We start from the raw sequence: 18117 nt of genomic DNA, 5'->3' as shown, positions 1-18117 counted from the left end.
TCCAAGGCACGCGCGTCCATGGCGTGCAAGCCGTGCCTCCTCGCCCCACCGGGAGAGGGGCTTTGCGCCTTGTCACTCAGGGCCTCAGTGCGCTGGTGAGTGCCTTAGGCCAGGGAAACTTCAGCAGGGTTGGCGGCTCACGATTCCAGCGCAACGCTTGCCGGCGGCGTCTTCGGCACGCCGCGCGCACGTCGTACCAGCGCGGCTGCGCCGTTGCTCATGTCATCGAGAATTGCGTAGATCGTCGGCAGGAACAGCAGGCTCACCACCGTCGAGAACGCCAGTCCGCCGGCGATCGCGCGGGCCATCGGGAAGTACGGCGGGCCATCGCTGAACATCGTGGTGCTGGTCAGCGAGATCGGCACCATCGCCAGGATGGCGGTGCCCATCGTCATCATGATCGGCCGCAAGCGCTCGCGTGAGCCTTCGATCAAGGCCTGCGTGCGGCCCATGCCGCGGCGGCGCAGGTTGTTGATGTGCTCGATCATCACGATGCCGTTGTTCACCACCACGCCCATCAACACCAGGATGCCGATGAAGGACATGATCCCGAACGAGGTGCCGGTGATCCAGAACAGCCAGAACACCCCGAAGATCGAAAACACCACGCCGCTCATGATCGCCGCAGGAAACAGCAGCGATTCGAATACCGCTGCCATCACTACATAGATCATCACCAGCGCGATCACCAGGTTGAACACCATCTGGCCCATCGCTTCGCCGTCGTTCTGGTAATCGCCGCCGTCGAAGGTATAGCTGTAACCGGCGGGGAAACTCATCGCCTTGAGCGGCTTTTCCATTGCCGCGCGTGCTTCCGGCACGGTGACCTTGCTGGCCAGATTGGCCTTGATGGTCAGCGTGGTCTGGCGATTGGTGCGGCCGATCTGGGTGGCGGCCGGGCGAATCTGCACATCGACCAGACTGAGCAACGGCACGCTGCGGCCATCCTTGGTGCGTACCGTGAAGCTGGCCAGGTCTTCCGGCTTGCTCTGTTCGGCGCCGGCAAAGCGCACCCACACCGGTACCTCGTTGTCGCCGCGGCGGAACTCGCGCAACGGCGTGCCACGCAACGCCAGACCGACGAAACTTGCCACCTGCTCGGCACTGAACCCGAAGGCTGCCGCACGCTCGCGATCGACCCGGATCGCCAACTCGCTGGTGCGGTCGCCGGTGTCCACGTGCACGTCGCGCAATTCCTTGCGCTGCGCCAGCAGCGGCATCACATCGTCGGCCAGGGCCTGCAAGGCCTGGGTCGAATCGCCGACCAACTGCACCTGCACGCCTTGATTGCCGCTGCCGCCATCGCCCTGGTTGCCGATGCTGTAGTCCGCACGCGCCGAGCGCGGCAAGGCCTTGCGGATCTGTTCCAGCAACGCCGGCAGCTCCTTGACCTTGCCCGCGTCGAAAGTCACGGTGGTGCTGCCGCCTTCCGCTTCGCTGAACCACGAATAGATCTGGGTGATGTGGTACTTGTCGCGATTGGCTTGCAGGTAACGCTCGACCCGACCCACTTCCTCACCCATCTGCTCATGCGTGTACGAGCCTTTCCACTGATACTGGATGAAAGCCTCGTTGCCGCCATCGCCGCCGAACATGTCGACCTTGGTCAACTTCATCGGCACCAGGCTGATCGCACTGACCAACACGATGCCGGCCACGCTCCAGCCGCGATGGGCCAGCGTCCATGCCAGCACCTTGGCATAACGCCGCTGCAGCCGCGCAATCACGCCGCGCTCGGAGCTCACCATCGGTGGTGTCTTCATGCGCGCCGACAACATCGGAATCAGGCTGATCGCCACCAGCCACGAGGCCAGCAGCGACACCGAAATGGTGATCGCGATCTGCGCCATGAAGATGCTGATGTTGTTGGTCTCGCCAAACAGGTTCGGCACGAACACGATGCAATGGCACAAGGTGCCGGCGCTGAGCGCGATCGCCACGCTGCGCGTGCCGAGCAGGGCCGCAAGCTGCGGTTGACCGGGCATGCGCTCGCGTTCCTGGTAGATGCTTTCCACCACCACCACCGCGTTGTCGACCAGCATGCCGACCGCCAGCAGCAGGCCCATCATGGTCAGGATGTTGAGCGTGACGCCGACGAAATACATGAAGCCCAGCGTGATCGCAAAGCAGATCGGAATCGCCAGCGTCACCATCAGCGTCGATGGCCAGTGGCGCAGGAAGAAGAACAGCACCGTGATCGACAACAACAGGCCCACCGCGCCGGCTTCGGCCAGTTCCGCCAGCGACGAGGTCACCGCCTTGCCCTGGTTGTCGATCACCTTGATCTGCACATCGCGCATCGCAGGTTCGGCGCGGATGTCCTCGACCTCCTTCAACGCCGCCTTGGACACATCCACCAGGTTGGCGCTGCGCTCCTTGTAGATATCCAGCCCGATCGCCGGGCGCCCATCCAGGCGGCGGCCGTAATTCATCCGCGTCGGCTTCAGCCGCACCTGCGCGATATCGGCCAGCCGCAGCCCCTTGGCATTGAGCACCAGGTCGCGCAGTTCCTGCAGGTCGCGCAATTCGCCGATCGGCTGTACCCGAATGCGCTGGCCGTTGTCGTCGATCTGCCCTGCCGACACCGAAAAATTGAGCTTGCCCAGGCGCTCGCTCAAATCATTGAGGCTGAGGTCGTGCGCGGTGAGCCGGTCCGGCGCGATGGCGATCTCCACTTCGTTCGGCGGTGCGCCGGAGATCTCCACCTTGGCCACGCCGGGAATCCGTTCGATGCGCCGCTTGAACTCGCGGTCGAGCATGTCGTACGCGCCGGTCAGGTCGGTCTGGCTGGCCAGGCGCACCTTCAGCACCGGCTCGTCGCTGCTGGACCATTTGTAGATGTGGAAGCGCTGCAGATCTTCCGGAAAATCGTCGCGGATGGCATCCAGCCGCTCGCGCGCATCCGATGCGGCGATGGCGATGTCGCGGTCCCAATCGGAGAACTCGATGAAGATGTTGGCGCCGTCGGCGGTGGCGGTCGAGCGCATGCGCTTGATGCCAGTCATCGTCGCCAGCGCCTCTTCGGCCGGCCGCACCAGGTTGCGTTCCACCTCGTCTGGGGTGGACCCGGTGTACGGCAGTTGCACGAACAGGAACGGTGCGGAAATGTCCGGCAGCGCCTCCAGCGGCAGCCGGAACGCGGCAATCAGCCCCACCACCACCAGCGAGACGAAGCACATGATGGTGGTGACCGGCCGACGGATGCTGAAGGCGGCAACGCTCATAGCGCCTCCAGCCCGTCGGAGTTACCGGTCGCCTGCGCACGTTGGCCGGCCGTGCGCCGGCCACGCTCCAGGTAGTACGCATCGGCGCGACGGTCCAGCAGGTCGTACACCACCGGGATCACCAGCAGGGTCAGCAGCGTGGACACCAGCAACCCACCGATCACGGTGATCGCCATCGGCGCGCGCACCTCGGCGCCCTCGCCCATCGCCACCGCCAACGGCAGGAAGCCGAACAAGGTGCACAGCGTGGTCATCACGATCGGCCGCAAGCGCGAACGCGCGCCTTCGATCAAGGCCTCGCGCTTGGGCACGCCCTCCTCGCGCAGCTGGTTGACCTTGTCGATCAGGATGATCGCGTTCTTGGTCACCAGCCCCACCAGCAGGATCAAGCCGATGAACACCACCACCGACACCGGCTTGCCGGTCATCAGCAAGGCCAGCACCGCGCCGACCATCGCCAGCGGAATGGTGAACAGGATGACGAACGGATGCAGCAGCGATTCGAACTGCGAGGCCATCACCAGATAGACCAGAAAGATCGCCAGACCGAAGGCGAACAACAGCGACTTCACCGATTGCGCCAGTTCCTCGCCCTGCCCGCCGATATGCATGCCCACGCCGGCGGCTAGCGGATCGTTGCGCACCATCGATTCGACCTCGCGCACCGCGCCGCCCAGATCCATGTCATGCAGGCTGGCCGAGACGATCGCCACGCGGGTCTGATCGGCGCGATGGATCTCGCTCGGCCCGGTCGTCGCCACCACCTCGGCCACCGCCGCCAGACGCACCGGCCGGCTGCTGCCCGGGTTGACGATCAACTGCCGGATCGCATCCACACTGGCGCGGTCGCTGTGTTGCGCACGCACCAGCACATCGATCTTGCGATCGCGAAAGCTGTAGCGCGTGGCCACATCGCCGCGCACCTTCTTGACGATCACATCGGCGATCTGGCGGGTGGTCAGGCCCAACGCAGCGGCGCGTTCCTGATCGAAACGGATCTGGATTTCCGGGAAGCCCTCTTCCACCGTCGACTTGACGTCGGCGTAGTGGCCATTGGCCCGCAGCATCGCTGCCAGCTTCTGCCCGGCACGTTCCAGCTCGCCCAGGTCCTGCCCGCGCAGCTCCACTTCCAGCGGCGTGGAAAAACTGAACAATGCTGGCCGTGCAAAATCCACCTGCGCTCCGGGATGCCCGACCATGCTGCTGCGTAGTCGCCTGGTGGCCGCCGCTTCCACTTCCGGGCTGCCGCCGCCGGCCATCACCACGGTGAGCTTGCCGATGTTCTCGCCGCTCTCGGTGGGGTTGGCGTCCAGCCGCGTACCGCTGCCGCTCACCCCATACAACGAGGCAATGCCCGGGTCCTTGTCGTGCGCCAGCTGCAACTCGCGCACCAGTGCGTCGGTCTGCGCCAGCGGCGTGCCGGAAGGCAGCTTCACCGTCATGTCGAAGCGGTCCTGCGCCAGCTGCGGAATCAAATCCGCACCCAGCATCGGCACCAGCAACACGGTGCCGATGAACGCAGCGGCCGCCAGTCCCAGCACCAGGCCGGGCCGCCGCAATGCCGCCGGCAGCATCGCCAGATAACCACGCTCGGCGCGGCCATACGGCGCCATCGCCAGGTCGCTGGCCTTGCGCATCACCGGCGACAGCACCCGTGCGATGCCGCGCCACAGCCTGACCACCGTCCACGCCACCGCGAAGAACGCATAGCGCACGCTCGCGCCGGCCCCGCGCCGGCCGGCAGCCACCGGCTTGAGCCAGCGCTGCTGCGGCTGCCACTGCGGATGGCTGGGCTCGTCCGGGAATGCCATCGGCGGCGCACCCTTGAGCGAACTCAGCATCGGGATCAGCGTCATCGACACCACCAGCGAGATCGCGATCGCGATCGCCACGGTCAGCGCCTGGTCGCGGAACAGCTGCCCGGCGATGCCCTCGACGAACACCAGCGGCAGGAACACCGCGATCGTGGTCAATGTGGACGCCATCACCGCCATGCTGACTTCGCGGGTGCCGGCGATTGCCGCATCCAGCACGCTCAGGCCACGTTCGCGCGCCTTGGCGATGCTTTCCAGCACCACGATCGAGTCGTCCACCACCAGCCCGGTGGCCAGTGCCAGCCCGCCCAGCGACATCACGTTGAGGCTCAGGCCCAACTGGCCCATGAAGAAGAAGGTGGTGATGATCGACACCGGCAACGACAGGCTGATCACGAAGGTGCTCCAGCCATCGCGCAGGAACAGGAAGATGATCAGGATCGCCAGCACGCCGCCGATCACCGCATCCTTCTTGACGTCGCTGATCGCGTGCTCGATGAAGTGCGACTGGTCCTCGATGGTGGTGATCTCCACATCGCCGGGCACGGTCGCCTTCAACTGCTCCAGCCGCTTGCGCAGCGCTGCGGCGGTGGACACGGTATTGGCATCGCCTTCCTTGTAGATCGCCAGCTCCACCGCTTCCTTGCCGCCCAGGCGGATGATCGCCTCGCGTTCCTTGTAGCCCTGGCGGACCTCGGCCACATCCTTCAATCGCACCGGCATGCCGCCGGCGATGCTGCTGCTGGACGCCGACGAGGTGCTCTGCACTTCGGCCGCCGCGGCCAGCGCCGCCTGCGACCCGGTGGATGCGGCGATCGCATACATCTGCTGCATCGCCGCTTCCGCGGCGCTACCGCTGCTACTTTGCGTGGTCACCAGCATGTTGCGGATCTCGTCCAGATCCACGAACTGGTTGACCGTGCGCACCAGATACCGCTGCGAGCCTTCCTCCAGCCGGCCGCCGGAGATATTGACGTTCTCCTCCTTGAGCCGGGTGATCACGTTGTCGATCGGCAGGTTGAGCTGCGCCAGTTTCTGCTGATCGATATCGACCTGGATCTCGTCTTCCAGCCCGCCGCCGACCTTGACCGCGGCCACGCCGGCCACCGGTTCAAGTTTCTTTTTCAGATCTTCATCGGCGTAGCGACGCAGCCCGGTGAGCTGGCGGATCGCATCGTTGTCGGAGGCCGGCGCCTGTTTGGGCGACAGCGCCAGCCGCATGATCGGCTCGGTGGATGGATTGAAGCGCAGCAGCACCGGCGGCTTGGTTTCCAGCGGCAGCGACAGGGCTTCCATCTTGTCGCGCACCTCCAGGCTGGCCTGGTCCATGTTGGTGCCCCAGGCGAACTCCAGCACCACATCGCTCTGCCCGGTGCGCGAGATCGACTTGAGCTTGCGCAGGTTCTTGACCACGCCGACCGCTTCTTCCACCGGCTCGGTCACCAGCGTTTCGATTTCCGCCGGCGCCGCGCCGGTGTATTCGGTGCGCACGGTCAGCGTGGGGTAGCTCAGGTCCGGCAACAGGTTGACCTTCAGACTGCGCAACGCGATCAGCCCGAACAGCAGCATGGTCACGGTGATCATCGCGATGGTCACCCGCCGCCGCGTGGCGAAGGCCACCAGACCGCCGCCGCCGGGCAAGGAGGCATGCGGGTCGTGCACGGGTGCGTGCGGGTTGCCGTGATCGCTCATGAGCGTTTCCCGTCGCTGCCGGCTGCCGGTGCCGCAGCGGCAACCGGCTTGCGGTCGGGCTGGCCGATGACCTGCACCGCAGTGCCATCACGCAGTGCCACCTTGCCGGCGGTCACCACCTGGTCGCCTTCCTTCAGCCCTTGCCGCACTTCCAGCCACGGACCTTCGGCATAACCGAGTTTCACCGGCACCCGGCTGGCCTTGCCCTTACGCACCACGAACACGGCCGGCTCGCCATCGTCCAGCAGCGCCAGGCGCGGGATCACCAACGCGTCCTTGCGCTGGTCGTAGTCGATGCGGATGCGCCCGAACATGCCCGGCTGCAGCGCTTCGGCGCCCTGGCCGAACGCACAGATCACCCGGAAAGTGCCGCTGCCCGAATCCACCACCGGCGCAATGCGGTCGACCTTGCCGATGAACTGCTGACCGGGCAAGGCATCGGCCAGCAAGGTCACCGGCTGGCCGGACTTGAGCGTGGCCAGCTCGCGCTCGGGCACGTTGAGCGTGGCCTCCAGCTGCGAATCGTCGACGATGCGGAAGATCGGCGTATTGATCTGCACGAAGTTGCCGGTCTTGATCGAGCGCGAGGCGATCACCCCGGAAATCGGCGCCTGCACCGTGGTGTAGGACAGCTCCAGCGATGCCAGGCGATGCTGCGCGCGGCTGTTTTCGACATCGAACTTGAGCTGGTCGACATCGGCGGCACTGACCAGCTGTTGCCCCACCAACTGGGTGGCACGTCGGTAACTGTTCTCCAGTTTGCGCAGCTGCGCTTCGCTTTGCGCCACCGCCAGATGCGCACGGTCCGGATCCAGGCGAACCAGGGCCTGACCCGCAGACACCTTCTGGCCCTCTTCCACCATCACCGCCAATGCAACGCCGGAAGTCTTGGCCACCACCTGCGCTTCGGCACGCGGCTCCAGGGCGGCGGTGCCGGTATAGCTGGCCGCCACCGCACGGCGTGCGGCCTTGGCAATTTCCACCGGTACCGCATCGACGGTTTTCTTCTCCTCGGCCGCCTTGGCCTCGCCATCTCCCGCCTTGCAGCCGCCCAGCAACAGGCTCGTGGTGATCAACAATGCAGCGGCGCAGGTTCCGCTGCGGCCGGGCAGGAAGGAGAGTGGCGACATCGTCGTGTCCTAGTGGATGCGTGAACAGGTGTTGTAGGCAAGTAGACCACCAGAACGATCATGTCGCCAATGCGCCAAAGGTCATGGTCTGTTCAAGTTCGCGTATTCACCCCGTTTGCGCCACGCCAAATCGCAGGCATACTCGGACCGGTTCCGCCACGCCCCCACGTGCGGACGTTCAATCAGTCTTCCGGATACGAAACCATGCGCCCGCAGCCGCTCGCCGCTTGTCTCGCTCTGGTCGTCTTCCTGCCGTTTGGGGGCGCATCAGCGACACCGTCAGTCACGCCAGCCGCACCCGCCACCCCTGCGCCCGCCGCGGCAGTGGCTACACCCGCAGCGCCCACCGGCAATCCGTCCAACGGCCGCTTGCTGGCCTACACCTGCCAGGGCTGCCATGGCGTCACCGGCTACAAGAACGCCTATCCCAGTTATCGCGTGCCCAAGATCGGCGGCCAGTCCAGCCAGTATCTGACCCAGGCGCTGACCGAGTACCGCCAGGGCAAACGCAAGCATCCCACCATGCAAGCGCAGGCGCAGAGCTTTTCCGAGCAGGACATCGCCGATATCTCCGCCTACCTGTCCACCCTCAAATAAGCGCCCACATGCCGAACGCCCTGCACGCTCCGCGTCTAGCCATCGCCCTGGTCGCTGCCCTGATGTTGGCGGCCTGCTCCCAATCCCAGGTCGAGTCCACCGATCATTCCGCCGGCGATGCCGGCCACGCCAGTGGCGAACATGGCTCCGGCTCGTCTGCCGGCCTGCCGACCGGACGCGCCGACGCCGGCGACAAGCTGGCGCACGCGAAAGGCAAGGCCACCGGCCAGAGCTGCATCGATTGCCACGGCGCCGACGGCAATGCCCCCATCGACCCCAGCTATCCCAAGCTCGGCGGCCAATACGGCGATTATCTTGCGCACGCCTTGCAGGCCTACCGCAGCGGCGATCGCCAGCACCCGTTGATGACGGCGCAGGCCACTGCGCTGAGCGATCAGGACATCGCCGACCTGGCCGCATACTTCGGTGCTCGACAGACGCAGCTGCGCGACCTGCACGGCGTCAACTGAGTTGTCGATGAGCAGCGTGCCCCGCGCACGCTGCGTCTCATGCGAAATGAAAAAGCACTTGCGCGAACATTAACAGGCCGCTATCATTTCGTTCTCAGTTTCGTGGGGCCATAGCTCAGCTGGGAGAGCGCCTGCATGGCATGCAGGAGGTCGGCGGTTCGATCCCGCCTGGCTCCACCACTCCTGGCTTAGGCCGTCAGGGTGACAACTTAGGTTTTGATACGCGTCCCCATCGTCTAGAGGCCTAGGACACCACCCTTTCACGGTGGACACCGGGGTTCGAATCCCCGTGGGGACGCCAATCATCTGAAAGCCCTGGCACTGCCGGGGCTTTTTTTTGCGTGTTTTTCAGCATCGATTGCATGCGCGGTTATCTGCATGCGGTGCTCGTGGTGTGGCGTGTCATCTGTCGATATCGTTGATGCAACAGCTCCGCATCAGCGTAGTGCGACCTGGAGCTTTGCACCTCACTTGCTGCGGTTGCCGGCACGGCTACGCAGATTGCGGTGCAAGCAAATGCAGGATGTTGCGATGCTGATCGAATGTTGTGCGCAGACTATTGCACATGACCGACGTGCAAAAGACGCCGCTGCCACTGCACCGCCACACCTTACGCAACCAGGCACTCGTGCATGCAGACGACATCGAGGTCGATCAGTTTGCGACGCGCGCACTCATCAAGCGCTCGCAAAGGCACGCGCCATTGGTCCCCGCTACTGGCGAATCGGTCGCGCAAACTTTTTTGCGCACACCACTTCCCAAGCGCCATCGATGTCGCTATGATTGCCGGCTCGCAGCATCGTGGGGCCATAGCTCAGCTGGGAGAGCGCCTGCATGGCATGCAGGAGGTCGGCGGTTCGATCCCGCCTGGCTCCACCAAATTCCCGACATAGGCCGTCTGGAATCTACAACCAGGTTTTGATACGCGTCCCCATCGTCTAGAGGCCTAGGACACCACCCTTTCACGGTGGACACCGGGGTTCGAATCCCCGTGGGGACGCCAATCATCCGAAAGCCTCGGCACTGCCGGGGCTTTTTTTTGCCTGAAATTCAGCGGCACCCTGTTCCACCGCATGCAGACGTGGCGACACGATACGCGCGCATCCTGTCAGTCCATCCACACACACACGCACGCACGCACGCACGCACGCATCGATTGTGGAACGCTCACAGCTTGGTTGCGCGTCGAACGAATCCGCACAACGACGGATCAGGTCTGGCCGACATCCAGCGCCTTGCGACCTTCGTGGGTGAGATCGATGTCGCCGTCTTCGGCTTGGGTCGCATAGCCGGCACGCACTGCCCAGTTGGCCTCTTCGTCGGCGACCGGCTTGGTGTCATGGATGTCGCGCAAGATGCGCAGTTTCTGCGAAGAATCGAAATCCATGGGAAGCCACCTGCTTGAAAAGAGCTTTCCAAGGTACGCATCGCGCGTGATGGCTGCGTGCCTACAGGCGTGTACCAGCAACCCACGCTCATCTCGCCGGAATTTTCAGCGACCATGCTTCATCGATACGAGGCAATGGAACACGCCGCCATGCGGTGAAGAAAGGTGACGCCGCTGCATCAGCAGCTGCGCCACGTCCACGGCAAAATGCTCTATTTCTGACGGCATACTCAGGCGCGACGATGCAGCAGCTGCCAACGTTCGTTGGTTGCGGCGATTCTCGAGCGCACAAAAGAAAAGCCCCTCTGACCGTCGCCAGAAGGGCTTTGCCTGTACCGCTACATCCTGGTGCCGAAGGTGGGACTCGAACCCACACGCTTTTAAGGGCGGCGGATTTTGAATCCGCTGCGTCTACCGATTCCGCCACTTCGGCGTGGCCGCGCAGTATAGCGACTTGCGCATGAAACGAACAGTGTCAGAACGCGCCTGACGAATTCAGCTGCAAGCATTGGCGTCAGCGCTGCGGTGGAGCAGTGTCGATATACTGGCCGACTTAGGTGAAGGAGTAAGCAATGTCGGTGTTGCGTGGAGTTCGGGTGCTGGTGGTCGAGAACGACCAGATGAATGCCATGCTGCTCGATCTGCAGCTCGTCCAGGCTGGCGCGGTGGTGCTGGGTCCGGTCGGGGAGGTTGCGCAAGCGCTAACCCTGATTCAGGCCGATGCGCCGGAGATCGCAGTGCTCGACTACCGCCTCGGCAATGGCGAGACCAGCGAGCCGGTCGCCCGGTTGCTGTCGGAGCTCGGGATTCCGTTCGTGCTGGCGACCGGTGTTGCCAGTGGCACCATCCCCAGCGGCTTCGAGCGCGGTGTGATCCTGACCAAGCCCTATTTGTCAGACGAACTGATCAGCGCTTTGGCCAGGGCACGGCAGCTGAGCGGCGCCGCCAGCTGAAAGCTCCGACCAGCCCCTGCGTCGCCAGCATGCGGGCCCGGCCGATGCTCTCATTCATCGCCAGCCACACCTGCAGACCGCCCGCCTGCTGCGCTTAACGTAGGCTCATCGCGCGGTCGCGCCGGCTGCCACACCCCCTCGATCACGGCCCGCTTGCCACTAGAATCGTGCATCCAGGCATGATGGGCAGGTCACCAATGGATATCGCCGTGTCGCCGTTTGCCGGTCTGTTGCCGGAGACGTGCGAGACAGCCGGGCTGTTGCTGGCATCGTCCGCATGCGCCGCCGACCCGCTGCTACGCGACAGCCCAGCGCTGCGCACGACGCTTTCGCTGTGCCTGCATGCACAGGCGCCAATGTTGCTGGTCTGGGGCGAGCAGTCGCGCTGCATCTACAACGATGCCTGCGCCGCGCTGTTGGGTGAACGCCACCCGGCAGCATTCGGCCACCCCTTGGCGGAACTTGCAGACGGCGCTGAAGCCAACCACAGCAGTGCCGATGCGCGTGCAGCATTGACGCTGTCGACGTGGTCCTGCAGCCCGGTGCTGCAGGCCGGCAAACCTCTGGGCATGCTGTATGTCGCGGGCACGCCCGCCCCTGCTGCGGGGCCGCCCCGTCGCGAGTCCGCGCCCGCAGCGGTGTCGCCTTCGCTCGACCAGTCGCCGGCCTTCATGGCGGTGCTGCGGGGACCCGGCTACATCATCGAAAGCGCGAACCAACGCTTCCACGAGCTGGTCGGCCAGCGACCGTTGCTCGGCCGTCCGTTGCTCGAGGCGATGCCGGAAGTCGCAGACCAGGGCTATCTCGAGCTGCTCGATGAGGTGCGGCGCAGCGGCCGCCCCTTCATCGGCGAATCGATGTCCGCCTATCTGCAGCGCACGCCCGGCAATGCGCTCGATCAGACCTTCGTGGATTTCCTGTATCAGCCGATGCGCGAGCGCGACGGCCGCATTGACGCGATCCTGGTGCACGGATTCGATGTCACCCAGCAACGCAGCATGGCAAGTCGCGACAGTTTCCTGCTGATGCTCGAAGACGCGCTGCAAAACGTTTCCGATCCGCGTCAGATCATCGATACCAGCGTGCGCTTGCTGGGCGAGCATCTGCAGGTCAATCGCTGCGCGTTCGGCCTGGCGGCGGCCGACGGCAGAACCATGCACGTGATCAGCGACCATGTGCAGGACATGCCTAGCCTGCAGGGCGATTTTCCGCTGGAAGTGGCGCAGGGCCTGCGCGACGCCTTGCTGGAAAACCGCCCCTGGTTCACCACCGATGCGATGGCGCCCGGCGCACCGGACTACGTGGCGCAGCAGTACCGACGCTCCGGCCTGCGCGCATCGCTGGCGATTCCGCTGCACAAACACGGCCGCCTGGTCGCGGCCATCGGCGTGCATCAGCGCGCACCGCGGCGCTGGCTGTCCACCGAGATCGAGCTGGTCCGCCTGGTTGCGGCGCGCTGTTGGGAATCCATGCAACGCGCCAAGGCGCAGCAGCAACTGGCCGCCAACGAGGCGCGGCTGCGCCGACTGGCCGACACGCTGCCACAGATCATCTTCATTGCCGACCCGGAGGGTGAGCCGCATTACTTCAACCGGCGCTGGTACGAATACACCGGACTGGATCCTGCCGATCACCAGACCACTGCGTGGCATCAGGCACACACCGCCGATGGCCTGCAGCTGTCCGCGCAGGCCTGGGTGTTGGCCATCGAGGGCGAGCGCGCCTACGAGATGGAGTGCGAGCTGCAACGCCACGATGGCCAGCGGCGCTGGCATCTGGCACGTGCCCTGCCCGTGCGCGGTGACGACGGCAGCATCAGCGAGTGGATCGGCACTTACACCGATATCCATGACCGCCGTGCGTTCGAGCAACAGCTGCGCGAAAGCGAGGTGCGCTTCCGTGCCTTGTGCGAGACGGTGCCGGCAATGATCTGGATGGCCGATGCGCAGGGCGACTGCGTGTACTGGAATCCGCGCTGGTACCACTTCACCGGGCAGGCCGAAGACCAGGCCATGGACCAGGGCTGGTGGGATGTGATGCATCCGGACGATGCCGAACGCGTGCGCCACGCATTCGGCCAGGCCTTGGAGCAGCGAGGCGAGTTCTTGGCCGAGTACCGCGTGCGTCGTCACGACGGGCAATACCGTTGGTGCATCGATACCGCGTCGCCGCATTTCGCCAGCGACGGACGCTTCCTCGGCCATATCGGTTCGCTGACCGATATCTCCGAACGCAAGCTGATCGAGGATGAAACCGCCTCCGATCGCGCCATCCTGAGCCTGATCACCACCGGCGCGCCGCTGCCGGTGGTGCTGGACGCCATCGCAGCGAGCGTGGAAGCGCGTGGCGAGATTGCGCTGTATTGCGCGGTGATGGTGCTGGATGACGTACGCAAGATGCTGAGCTTCGGCTCGGCGCCGCATTTTCCGGTCGAGTACCGCGGGCATTTCGAAGCCTCGCCGATCGGGCCGAACGGGCCGCCGTGCGCGCGCTCGGCCTATCTCGGTCAGCAGGTGATCTGCGAGGACATCCAGGCCGACCCCAGCTTCAGCGACCACCACGCGATTTCGGCGGCGCTGGGCATCGTCGCCTGCTGCGTGACGCCCATCCTGGACAGCAACGGCCAAGTGCTGGGCACGCTCAACATCTACTACGACCGCGTCCACCTGCCCTCGCTGCGCGAACAAGCGATGGCGCGCTCTGCATCGCATCTGGCCGGCATCGTCATCGAGCGTACGCGCGTGGATGCCAAGCTCAAGCAATCGCTGCAGGCCGAGACTGTCGCACGCAGTCAGGCCGAGCATGCCAACCGGGTCAAGGACGAGTTCCTGGCCACGCTCAGCCACGAATTGCGCACGCCGCTCAATGCCATCCTGGGCTGGTCGCGGTTGATGCAGTCGGAGGTGTTCGAGCCGGCCAATCTGGGCAAGGGGCTGGTCATCATCGAACGCAGTGCGCGTGCGCAGACGCAGATCATCGACGACCTGCTCGACATGAGTGCGATCCTGTCCGGCAAAATCCGTCTGCAGGCAGAGCACTTCGATATCGCAGGATTGATGCGCAGTACGGTGGAGTTGATGCAGCCGTCTGCACTGGCGCGCGACATCGCGCTGGAACTGGATGCACCCAGCGAGGGCGAGCTGTGGTTCTTCGGCGATGCCGGGCGGCTGCAGCAGGTGCTGTCCAACCTGCTCAGCAATGCGCTCAAATTCACCTCACCCGGCGGAACGGTGCGGGTGGCGCTGGACATTGAGGACGAACGGCTGCGACTGTGCGTGCAGGACACCGGCATCGGGATTGCGGCCGAGTTCCTGCCGCATGTGTTCGACCGCTTTCGCCAGGCCGATGCCGGCACCACGCGGCGCGTGGGCGGGCTGGGGCTGGGCTTGTCGATCTCGCGCCAGTTGGTCGATCTGCACGGCGGCAGCCTGGGTGCCTCCAGTGCGGGCGAAGGCAAGGGGTCGATCTTCACCATCGTGCTGCCGTTCCAGCACGGGGTCAGCGATCTGCGTCCCGCGTCGGCCGGGTCGCTGCAGGTCGGTCCGCTGCCGAGTGATTGTCTCGGGCGCCTGGATGGCGTGCGCCTGCTGCTGGTCGACGACGACCAGGATTCGCGCGAGGCGGTGGTGCAGTTCCTGATGCTTGCCGGCGCGCAGGTGCAGGCGGCCGGCTCGGTGGAAGCGGCCGAACAATGCCTGGCAGAGACGCCCTTCGATGTGCTGGTCAGCGATATCGCCATGCCGGTGCGCGACGGCTACGACTTGATCCGCACGGTGCGCTCCGGCCGCGCCGACCTGCCGCGGCACATCCCCGCGATCGCCCTCACCGCCTATGTGCGCGAAGAAGACCGCGACCGCGCTGTGGTCGCCGGATTCGATGCGCATATGGGCAAGCCGGTGGAACCACCCGGCCTGGTCGACCTGATCGAACGCCTGATCTTGCCGACGCGCGCGCTACGCAGCGAGGCGTGAGATCGCCTGGAAACGCAATAAAACAGCGTGGTCAACCAAGTGCTGCTTGCAGCACACACACCGACCATCCCAACAGGTCCTTGCCCGCCCACCGTCGCGGGACCTTACGCGGCATGGATGCCGCGTAAGAGCCTACATGGACGTACTTGCAGCGTGTCCTGCGATGGTGGGCGGGCAAGGGCCCTGCAGCAAGGCCTCAGACCAGCCGCCTTACGACTGATCGTATCTGCATAGGCGCACCGCGGTGGTCGGAGTGCACGGACCCGCAGCCAAGTTGCAGATCAGCCTGCCCAAGCGCGATCCAATCGCAGCCGGACCCGCCGCCTTGCGAGCGGGTCTATCTACACGGCCCAGCCACGCCAGGGCAGCCGCCGGGCACGCTGACTCAGCCGCGCTTGGCGCGTGCGAATGCCGCGGCCAGCGCGTTGTCGGCCGGCGGCGCAGTGGTGCGCGGCTTGCTGTTGCCCTGCGCCGGGCCACGCCCACCGCCACCCTCGCGCCGGCCCTGCCCCGCGCCGCCGTTGCCGCGCTGATCGCGCGATTGGGCTGCAGCATCGGCCGGCGGTGGCGTATCGGACAGACGGCAGGTCAGCGCGATGCGTTTGCGCGCCACGTCCACTTCCAGCACCTTGACCTTGACGATGTCGCCGGCCTTGACCACATCGCGCGGATCCTTGACGAAGGTGTCCGACAACGCGGAGATGTGCACCAGGCCATCCTGATGCACGCCGATGTCGACGAACGCACCGAATGCGGCGACGTTGCTGACCACGCCTTCGAGCACCATGCCGGGCTTAAGGTGCTTGATGTCCTCGATGCCTTCGGCGAACTGTGCCGCCTTGAATTCGGGGCGCGGATCGCGGCCGGGTTTTTCCAACTCCTTGAGGATGTCGCGCACGGTCGGTACACCGAACTGCTCGTCGGTGAACAGCTCCGGCTTGAGTCCACGCAGAAAGCTGCCGTCGCCCAGCAGGGCCTTGATCGGCTTGCCGGTGCTGCCGACGATGCGCTCGACCACCGGATAGGCTTCCGGATGCACCGCCGACACGTCCAGCGGCTCGTCGCCATCGGCGATGCGCAGGAAACCGGCGCATTGTTCGAAGGTCTTGTCGCCCAGACGCGGCACCTTGAGCAGGTCCTTGCGGCGCTTGAACGGCCCATTGTCGTCGCGATGGCGCACGATGTTTTCCGCCACCGTGCTCGACAGCCCGGATACGCGCGACAGCAGCGCCGCCGACGCGGTATTGACGTATACGCCGACCGCATTGACGCAGTCTTCCACGCGCGCCTCCAGCGCCTTGGCCAGACGATATTGATCCACGTCGTGCTGGTACTGGCCCACGCCGATCGCCTTGGGCTCGATCTTGACCAGCTCGGCCAGCGGATCCTGCAGGCGCCGCGCAATCGACACCGCACCGCGCAGCGACACGTCCAGATTGGGGAACTCCTTGGCAGCAAACTCGGACGCCGAATACACCGACGCACCGGCTTCGCTGACCACGATCTTCTGCAGCTTGCTCGCCCCGCACAGCGCGATCGCCTCACCGGCGAGCTTGTCGGTCTCGCGGCTGGCGGTGCCATTGCCGATCGCGATCAGCTCCACGTTGTGCTGCATGCACAGCTTCTTGATCGTCTGTAGCGACTGCTCCCATTGCCGCTTGGGCTCGTGCGGGTAGATCGTCTCGGTGGCCACCAGCTTGCCGGTGGCATCGACCACGGCGATCTTGCAACCGGTGCGGATACCCGGGTCCAGCCCCAGCACCACGCGCGGGCCGGCCGGCGCGGCCAGCATCAGGTCCTTGAGGTTGTCGCCGAACACGGCGATCGCCTCGGCCTCGGCCTTCTCCCGCGCCTGGTTGAACAGGTCCAGCAGCAGATGCATGTGCAGCTTGGCGCGCCAGGTCAGCCGGCAGGCATCCAGCAACCAGCGATCGGCCGGACGGTTCTGGTTGGAGATGCCGGCATTGCGCGCCACACGGCCCTCGGCGTACTGATGGCCGGCCTCGGCATCGTTGCCCGGCTCCAGATCCAGGTACAGGAACTCCTCGCGGCGCGCACGAAACAGCGCCAGCAAGCGGTGCGAGGGAATCTTGGACAGCGATTCGGCATGATCGAAGTAATCGCGGTACTTGGCACCGGCCTCTTCCTTGCCCTCGGCAACGCGCGCGCGAATCACGCCGTTGTCGTTCAACCAGCTGCGCAGCTCACCTACCAGGGCGGCATCTTCGCCCCAGCGCTCCATCAGGATGGCGCGTGCGCCTTCCAGCGCTGCCTTGATATCGGCCACGCCCTTTTCCGCGTCGATGTAGGCCGCAGCGGCGACTTCCGGCGCCTGGTTCGGGTCGGCCAGCAGGCCATCGGCCAGCGGCTCCAGACCGGCTTCGCGCGCAATCTGCGCGCGCGTGCGGCGCTTGGGCTTGTAAGGCAGGTACAGGTCTTCCAGCCGCGACTTGCTGTCGGCCGCCACGATCTCGGCGCGCAATTCGTCGCTGAGTTTGCCCTGCTCGCCGATGCTGGACAGGATCGCCGCGCGGCGCTCTTCCAGCTCGCGCAGATAGGTCAGGCGCGTTTCCAGATTGCGCAGCTGGGTATCGTCCAGCCCGCCGGTGACTTCCTTGCGGTAGCGCGCGATGAACGGAACGCTGGCGCCTTCGTCGAGAAGGGCAATGGCGGCGCGCGCCTGGGCGGGTTGGGCACCGATCTCGTCGGCGATGGTGCGAGCGATCTGCTGGGCAAGCTGGCTGTCGTGCATGGCGGCGCGGCCGGAGCCGCTTCACTGAAAAAAGCATTTTCGCAGTGCTGGCCCGCCGCGGGAACCCGTTGACAGGATCGCCATAACCCTGTGCCGGCGCGCCCGTCGATGGCTGACAAGCGCTAGC

8 protein-coding genes, 5 tRNA genes and 3 pseudogenes are annotated in these 18117 nt (G+C 65.2%); 10 read left to right on the top strand and 6 right to left on the bottom strand.

Annotated features, from left to right (window positions below; genetic code table 11):
* Positions 1-137: 137 nt before the first annotated feature.
* The 3 genes from ABQ137_RS17335 to ABQ137_RS17325 are packed head-to-tail and all read right to left on the bottom strand — an operon-like array spanning position 138 to position 7860.
* The gene (locus tag ABQ137_RS17335; RefSeq protein ID WP_065031465.1) at positions 138-3224 is read right to left on the bottom strand and encodes an efflux RND transporter permease subunit; all 3087 of its coding nucleotides are present in this window, start codon (positions 3222-3224) and stop codon (positions 138-140) included.
* Entirely contained in the window at positions 3221-6730 is a 3510-nt protein-coding gene (locus tag ABQ137_RS17330; RefSeq protein ID WP_349783249.1) for an efflux RND transporter permease subunit, read from the bottom strand. The genes ABQ137_RS17335 and ABQ137_RS17330 overlap by 4 nt, the downstream gene beginning before the upstream one ends.
* The gene (locus ABQ137_RS17325) at positions 6727-7860 is read right to left on the bottom strand and encodes an efflux RND transporter periplasmic adaptor subunit (protein ID WP_024938697.1); all 1134 of its coding nucleotides are present in this window, start codon (positions 7858-7860) and stop codon (positions 6727-6729) included. The genes ABQ137_RS17330 and ABQ137_RS17325 overlap by 4 nt, the downstream gene beginning before the upstream one ends.
* Positions 7861-8064: 204 nt before the next feature.
* Here ABQ137_RS17325 and ABQ137_RS17320 point away from each other — a divergent pair, with 204 nt between their 5' ends.
* The 6 genes from ABQ137_RS17320 (at position 8065) to ABQ137_RS17295 (ending at position 9930) form a co-directional block, all read left to right on the top strand.
* A complete protein-coding gene (locus ABQ137_RS17320) occupies positions 8065-8457 on the top strand; it encodes a c-type cytochrome (protein WP_046342823.1) in 393 nt (130 codons plus the stop codon).
* Between the two features lie 8 nt (positions 8458-8465).
* Positions 8466-8927, top strand: a complete 462-nt coding sequence (locus ABQ137_RS17315) for a c-type cytochrome (RefSeq protein ID WP_039514407.1) — start codon at positions 8466-8468, stop codon at positions 8925-8927.
* Positions 8928-9031: 104 nt separating this feature from the next.
* Positions 9032-9107 (top strand) — tRNA-Ala (locus tag ABQ137_RS17310).
* 45 nt (positions 9108-9152) lie between these two features.
* Positions 9153-9228: transfer RNA gene (locus tag ABQ137_RS17305), tRNA-Glu, on the top strand.
* Between the two features lie 502 nt (positions 9229-9730).
* A tRNA-Ala gene (locus ABQ137_RS17300) sits at positions 9731-9806 on the top strand.
* 48 nt (positions 9807-9854) lie between these two features.
* Positions 9855-9930, top strand: a tRNA-Glu gene (locus tag ABQ137_RS17295).
* Positions 9931-10137: 207 nt separating this feature from the next.
* Here ABQ137_RS17295 and ABQ137_RS17290 read toward each other — a convergent pair.
* Positions 10138-10314 (bottom strand): hypothetical protein, encoded by a 177-nt coding sequence (locus ABQ137_RS17290; protein ID WP_349783248.1) that lies wholly within the window; start codon positions 10312-10314, stop codon positions 10138-10140.
* Between the two features lie 346 nt (positions 10315-10660).
* Positions 10661-10747, bottom strand: a tRNA-Leu gene (locus ABQ137_RS17285).
* Between the two features lie 139 nt (positions 10748-10886).
* On the opposite strand from ABQ137_RS17285, the gene ABQ137_RS17280 reads away from it, so the two are divergent.
* The 4 genes and pseudogenes from ABQ137_RS17280 to ABQ137_RS17270 all read left to right on the top strand — a co-directional run.
* The gene (locus tag ABQ137_RS17280; protein WP_046342825.1) at positions 10887-11267 is read left to right on the top strand and encodes a response regulator; all 381 of its coding nucleotides are present in this window, start codon (positions 10887-10889) and stop codon (positions 11265-11267) included.
* Positions 11268-11464: 197 nt separating this feature from the next.
* Positions 11465-11875: pseudogene (locus tag ABQ137_RS17275) on the top strand (histidine kinase); the annotation flags it as partial.
* A 30-nt stretch (positions 11876-11905) separates the two neighbouring features.
* Positions 11906-12250 (top strand): annotated as a pseudogene (locus ABQ137_RS20710) (PAS domain-containing protein); the annotation flags it as partial.
* Between the two features lie 6 nt (positions 12251-12256).
* Positions 12257-15238, top strand: a pseudogene (locus ABQ137_RS17270) (PAS domain S-box protein); the annotation flags it as partial.
* A gap of 385 nt (positions 15239-15623) precedes the next feature.
* On the opposite strand, the gene ABQ137_RS17265 reads toward ABQ137_RS17270, so the two are convergent.
* The gene (locus ABQ137_RS17265; protein ID WP_024938700.1) at positions 15624-17990 is read right to left on the bottom strand and encodes a Tex family protein; all 2367 of its coding nucleotides are present in this window, start codon (positions 17988-17990) and stop codon (positions 15624-15626) included.
* Positions 17991-18117 lie beyond the last annotated feature (127 nt).

Source organism: Xanthomonas sp. WHRI 8393 (genome assembly GCF_040203315.1).
In the GTDB taxonomy this organism is placed as follows: domain Bacteria; phylum Pseudomonadota; class Gammaproteobacteria; order Xanthomonadales; family Xanthomonadaceae; genus Xanthomonas; species Xanthomonas arboricola.
The sequence above is the reverse complement of the archived record's forward strand: the minus strand, read 5'-3'. Positions and strand labels throughout refer to the sequence as shown.